General features: G+C 68.9%; 6 protein-coding genes. All 6 read right to left on the reverse strand.

All coding sequences use genetic code 11. The annotated features are described in order from the left end of the window. Positions 1-93: 93 nt before the first annotated feature. Positions 94-1,134 (reverse strand): MBL fold metallo-hydrolase, encoded by a 1,041-nt coding sequence (locus ACFWFI_RS40675; protein WP_387400675.1) that lies wholly within the window; start codon positions 1,132-1,134, stop codon positions 94-96. 79 nt (positions 1,135-1,213) lie between these two features. After that, positions 1,214-2,716, reverse strand: coding sequence for a class I adenylate-forming enzyme family protein (locus tag ACFWFI_RS40680; protein WP_387400677.1), 1,503 nt, complete (start codon positions 2,714-2,716; stop codon positions 1,214-1,216). A gap of 122 nt (positions 2,717-2,838) precedes the next feature. Next, a complete protein-coding gene (locus ACFWFI_RS40685) occupies positions 2,839-3,159 on the reverse strand; it encodes an EthD family reductase (protein ID WP_387400679.1) in 321 nt (106 codons plus the stop codon). 19 nt (positions 3,160-3,178) lie between these two features. Further along, complete coding sequence (locus ACFWFI_RS40690) at positions 3,179-3,577, reverse strand: hypothetical protein (RefSeq protein ID WP_387400681.1); 399 nt, start codon at positions 3,575-3,577, stop codon at positions 3,179-3,181. A 59-nt stretch (positions 3,578-3,636) separates the two neighbouring features. Beyond that, positions 3,637-3,999 carry a nuclear transport factor 2-like protein gene (locus ACFWFI_RS40695; RefSeq protein WP_387400682.1) on the reverse strand — a complete coding sequence of 121 codons (363 nt, stop codon included), beginning with the start codon at positions 3,997-3,999 and terminating at the stop codon, positions 3,637-3,639. A gap of 41 nt (positions 4,000-4,040) precedes the next feature. After that, positions 4,041-5,234, reverse strand: a complete 1,194-nt coding sequence (locus ACFWFI_RS40700) for an ABC transporter substrate-binding protein (protein WP_387400684.1) — start codon at positions 5,232-5,234, stop codon at positions 4,041-4,043. Positions 5,235-5,392 lie beyond the last annotated feature (158 nt).

Raw genomic sequence — 5,392 nt, forward strand, 5'->3', positions numbered from 1 at the left:
GCTGTACGTGGACGGCGGCTGGAGGGCGCGCTGACGACTGGATGGGGGGGCGCGGCTGTTTCCGCGCCCCCCACTCCTGCTGCACGTGAGGTCTCACTGCACCCGCGTGTACTGGTTCACCCCGCCCACGAACGTCGCCGTGGCCAGCCCCTGCAGCACCAGGACGTCCAGATGAGCGGCAGTCTCGTTCACCGCGAGCATCTGGTTGAAGGCGCTGAGCTCGCCGAACGGCACCTCCCGGCGCGTCCAGCCCAGCTCGCGCGCCACCGCGTGTGCGTCGAGCGTGCCCTCCCCCAGCGCCGTCAGGCTCTTGCCCAGCCGGTTGTCGTGGTGCGTGAGCAACTCTGCGACCCGGGTGTGGGCGCTGTCGGCCACCGGCCCATGCGCCGGCAGCAGCCGGGTGTCGGCGTACCGGGTCATCAGCCGCAGTGAGTCCAGGTAGTCGGCGAGTGGCCGACCGCCGGGCTCGGCCAGTTCGAAGCCGATGGACGGGGTGATGTGCGGCAGGACGTGGTCCCCGGAGAACAGCAGCCCGCGCTGTTCGTCCAGGTAGACCACATGTCCTTTGGTGTGTCCCGGAGTCGGTACGACGCGCAGCGCGCTGTCGCCGAAGCGGAGGGTCTCGGCGCCGAGCCAGCGGTCGGGGGCCTCCCAGATGCTCGGGTCGTAGCCGCCGTGGTCCATCGCCTGGACACGGTCCGCGAGTTCGCCTGCGCCCGCGCTGCGCAACGTCTCCAGTGAGCCGGCGGGTTCGTCGCTGCGCAGCCGGTCGAGCATCTCCAGTCCGGGCCGTTCACCCGCACCGAGATAGACGCGCGAGCCGACCAGACGTCGCAGTTCCACGGCGTTCGTGTAGTGGTCGCGGTGAATGTGGGTGACCAGGATGTGACTGATGTCGCCCAGGTCACGGCCGATGGCGGACAGGGCCTCCTCAAGTACCTTGCGCGCCTCGGGGATCGCCCAGCCACCGTCGATCATGACGATGCCGTTGTCGTCCGCCAGGTTCTCCAGCAGATAGACATTCACGGCGTGCAGGCCGTCGTCGGGCAGCGGCAGGGGAACGCGGTGCACCCCGGGTTGCACGGTCTGGATTCCGGCTGCGGCCCATGGGCCCTGGTCGAACCGCGCTGTCATAACTCTCCCTCGCTGGCTGGTGTGCCGCTGTGGATCAGGCGGGATACGCGTCGGGGCGGCCCTCCGACTTCCGCCCTCGTCAGGCCGGGTGCGGAGCCCCCTCACGCAGTCGATGGGCCAGTTCGCGGGCCCCCGAGCGGTCCAGCTTGCCGACCTTGGTCTGTGGCAACTCATCGACGTCGTAGACGAATTCGGGCCACTTGGTCTTGGCGAGGCCGACGCTCTCCAAATGGCCGGTGACCTCCGCGAGGTCGATGCCCCTGCCGTCCTCCGTGACGACGAGCAGGGCGACACGTTCGCCGAGCACCTTGTCCGGGACGGCCGCGACGCAGACCCTGGCCACGCGCGGATAGCTGGCGACAGCCCGCTCAATCTCGGTGATGCCGATGTTCCGGCCGCCGCGGATGATGATGTCCTTCTCGCGGCCCATGATGCTGACGGTGCCGTCCTCGTGGGTCATCAGCAGGTCCCCGGTGGGGAAGTAGCCGTCCTGCGTCAACGCCGGCGGCTCGACCCGCCCGCCCCGGGCGTAGCCGAGGAAGAGCGAGGGGCCGCGTACGTGCGCCAGGCCGGACACCCCCGGTCCGGCTTCGGCCCCGCCGGGGGTCAGGGCGCGTAGTTCCGTGCCGGGGAAGGGGCGACCGTCCCTGCCGAGCCGGATGTCCTCGGGGTCGTCCGGGCTCGGCGAGGTGTGGCCGAGACACTCGGACATGCCGAAGACGCGGAGGATCCTCGTGCCCAGGGACTGTTCGGCACGCGCCAGGGCAGCGCGGTCCATCGGGCCGCCGCCCACGGTGATCGCGCGCACTCCCGCGAGGATTCCGGAGCCTGCCGCTTCGGCCCCCATCTGCAGCGCCATCGTCGGCACGCACATGGTCCACCGGACGTCGGCGTCGGCCATCCGCCGCATGGCGACGGCCCGGTCCCACTTCGCCGTGAGGACGAGCGGCCCACCCAGCAGCAGTGCGAGGTGGACGCCGAAGCAGTACGCGGCCGTCGACGACAGCGGCACGACGGCGGCCACCGCGTCCCCGCGGTTCAGGCCGTTGATCTCGATCGTGCTCGTCCCGGCGTAGCGCAGCGCCTCCTCGGACTGCACCACTCCCTTGGGCCGGCCGGTCGATCCTGAGGTCAGTCCGATGAGGACGCCGCCCGACCAGCGCGACACGTCCGGCTGTCCCGGCGCGCGGTGGACGGTCCAGCCGTCGAGCACGGTGTCGTCCGCCGTGCCCCGCACCAGCTCGGACACCGCCCATTCCGCCATCGCCGAGGGCTCGGCGACGACGGCGTCCGGGCGGATGTCCTCGAAAGCGGCGGCGAACTCGGCTCGTGTGGTGTGCCGGTTGACCACCGCGAGAACTGCGCCACTCAGGCCCGCGGCGAGGGTGCCGGCGACGGTGCGCCATGAGTTGTCGGCCTGGAGCATGACGGTACCGCCGGCCCCGCCGGGGAACATCACCCTCGCGAGCCGGACCGCCTCGGCGAGCAACTCGCGTGCCGTATGGCTGCCCACATCGTCGATGACCGCGACGAAGTCCGCCTGTTCGGTCCGTTGTTGGAACTCCCGCACTACCTGTCGCATCCCGCTTCCTCGCTATGCTGTGCCGAACTCCGTGATGAACCTATGAATCCTGCTGGAACGGCTGATGTGCATGGCCGTGCTGAGGCAGAGGCTGAGATGAATGCCGTGCCGATCCGGTCCCGTCAGCCAGTGAACAGCTCCGCCTCGTGACCCATCACCGCGATCCGGCGGCCCTTCATGTTCCCTACCTGGGCCACGGCATCCGCCCACTCCGGGCTCGCAAGGGCCTTCTCCAGTTCCACCGGGGAGTCGAAGCTGAGCACGGAGATCCCGTCCCAACCCTCGGAGCGCTTCTCCAGGGCCTGGTCGATCTCCGTGTGCCGCCAGGCCCGCAGTCCTGGCAGGCGGTGGGTCAGGGTGGCGTGGTCGTCCCGCCACCAGTCGATGAACTGCTCGTGCGTCCACTCCGGGGGCCGCGCTGCCAGCAGGACCAGGTTGTACATGACTGTCCTCCGTAGGTGGTCAGTTGAAACGGATCTCGGACGACCGGCCGATCAGCAGACGCTGCAGCCGATGGTTGGCGTCCACCCGCCCGGCGGCGACGAAGGTGGCCTCGGGAACGCCCTCGCGCCGGACTTCCCCGAGGAAGAGCTCATCCTGGCCGAGTGTGGTCGCGGACAGCAGGTGATGGGTCCGTGTGCCCCTCTCGCGCTGTTCGAGGTAGCCGACCAACGCGGCGCGGTCTCCGGCGAAGTCGGTGGCCTTGCCGTCGCCGGTGGAGAACAGGATGGAGAGCGAGAAGTCGTCGCTGATCAGGTCGAGGATCCTGTTCGGCTCGTCGCTGTCGAGGATCTCGAACCAGGCGGTGAGGAAGGGGGCGGGGGCCGCGGTGGGGGCGGCGCCTGTGGAGGTGTCGGTCATAGGGGCTTCCTTACGGCTCTGTGCGATGCGGCGTGTGGTGCCCGTGCCTGGTTCGGTGGCTACCTCTCCGGACGGTCGATGAGGTCGTACGTGGTGGTGAAGTACGACTGGTAGCGCGCCATCCGGCCGTCGTCGGTGACGACGGCGGCCGACAGGAAGGATCCGACGGCCTTCCCCGACTCGGTCACGACTCCGTACACGGTCTCCAGATCGGCGTCGGTGCTGTGGCGGAGTACTTCATGCACCCGCTCGACGGCGTTGCGGCCCGCGATGTAGGTGGCGAAGTCATCCTTGGACCATCCCGTCGCCTCGCGGCCCGGCAGGGCGATGTGGAAGCGGAAGTCCGGTGCGAGCAGTTCGAGTGCCCGCTCGGGGCGGTCGCTGTCCATACGTGCCATGTAGTCGAGCAAAACGCCGGCCATGGTGGTCCTCTCTCTGGTCGGACGGGGCCCTGCCGCGGACGTCAGTCGCGGACAGGCGGAGTGAAGAAGTCGCCCTGCGACTCCCATCGGCCGTTTCTGACGACCACTTTCTGTACGTCGCGGGTGCCGAGGTGCCGGCCGGCGCCGAAGCTGAGGACCGGCCCCACGCCCGTGTCGACATGGCGGGCCTTCTCGTAGGCTCGGGTCAGCGACTCGGAGGTCACCGGCCCGTCGATGGTCTTGGCGATCTCGACGAAAGCCTTGGCCGCTTCCCAGCCCCACAAGGTGATGAAGTCGGCAGGCTGTCCGGGCTCGTACTTCGCCATCGCCGCGCGGAACTCCTTGATGGCGGGGTCGTCGTCATGCGGCGACTTGACCAGTTGCACCGACTTGACCCCTTCGGCCGCCTTGCCCGCCAGCGTCAGCGTGGACTGTGCCGCCACGGGCGCATAGCCGTAGGAGGGGGCGTCCAGTCCTTGCAGCTTGGCTTCCTTGAGGTAGGACGCGGCTTCCGAGGCCTGCAGGATCAGGACGACGGCGTCGGGCTTACGGGCCTTCACCTTGCTGATCACCGGGCTGTAGTCGGTGGTCTGGAGCTTGACCTTCAAGCGCTTCACGTCGATTGACGGGTCGGCGTTGCGTGCCGCGGGGCCGATCTGCTCGGCGACGTTCACGAAGGCCGCCGGGTCGCTGTGCACGACGAGCACCTTCTTCGCTCCGTCGCGCGCCACCCAGTCCCCCAGCGCGGCCGCCTGGTCCTCGTACAGGGTCTGCAGCCCGAACAGCCCTTCGCGGGCCGGCCGGTACCAGGATGCGTCTCCGCCGAGCGTGTTGAGTATCGGCACCTTCGACTGCTCGAGCACGAAGGGGAATGTGGCCTGGCTCTGAGACGTACCGTTCGCAGCGACGATGGCCACGACCCCGTCCTGGTCGACGAGGCGACGGGCGATCTGGACCGTCTGCTGCGGGTCGGCGGCGTGGTCCTTGACGATCCACTCGACCCTGCGGCCGTTGATCCCGCCCTGTGCGTTGACGGACTTGAAGTACGCGTTGGCACCCGCCCTCTCGGGCACTCCGAAAGTGGCCTGCGCTCCGGTGAGCGGTAGCCAGGCGCCGATTTTGATGACCTTGTCGTCCCCTGCCGCCGACGGGCCTCCTGTGCCGCAGGCACTCGCCGTCACGGCGAACAGGGCGGCGAGTACGGCGATGAGCGAGCGTGTCCTGCGCCGTCGCATGACCCTCCCCAGATCAACCTGAGTTCAGTTCAATTCAGTGAAGATGTTAATCCTGAGGAAACACGCCTGGCAATGGCTGGGCATGTTCTCGATCAACACGATCGGCGGACGCACGTCGGGGAACGACAGCGCGGCCCCCTGACGGATGTCCGTCAGGG

It is taken from the genome of Streptomyces sp. NPDC060209, assembly GCF_042728155.1.
In the GTDB taxonomy this organism is placed as follows: Bacteria; Actinomycetota; Actinomycetes; order Streptomycetales; family Streptomycetaceae; genus Streptomyces.

Coding starts and splice junctions, on each gene's coding strand:
- ACFWFI_RS40675 (WP_387400675.1), bottom strand. CDS start 1,134: ATGACAGCGCGGTTCGACCAGGGCCCATGGGCCGCAGCCGGAATCCAG.
- ACFWFI_RS40680 (WP_387400677.1), bottom strand. CDS start 2,716: ATGCGACAGGTAGTGCGGGAGTTCCAACAACGGACCGAACAGGCGGAC.
- ACFWFI_RS40685 (WP_387400679.1), bottom strand. CDS start 3,159: ATGTACAACCTGGTCCTGCTGGCAGCGCGGCCCCCGGAGTGGACGCAC.
- ACFWFI_RS40690 (WP_387400681.1), bottom strand. CDS start 3,577: ATGACCGACACCTCCACAGGCGCCGCCCCCACCGCGGCCCCCGCCCCC.
- ACFWFI_RS40695 (WP_387400682.1), bottom strand. CDS start 3,999: ATGGCCGGCGTTTTGCTCGACTACATGGCACGTATGGACAGCGACCGC.
- ACFWFI_RS40700 (WP_387400684.1), bottom strand. CDS start 5,234: ATGCGACGGCGCAGGACACGCTCGCTCATCGCCGTACTCGCCGCCCTG.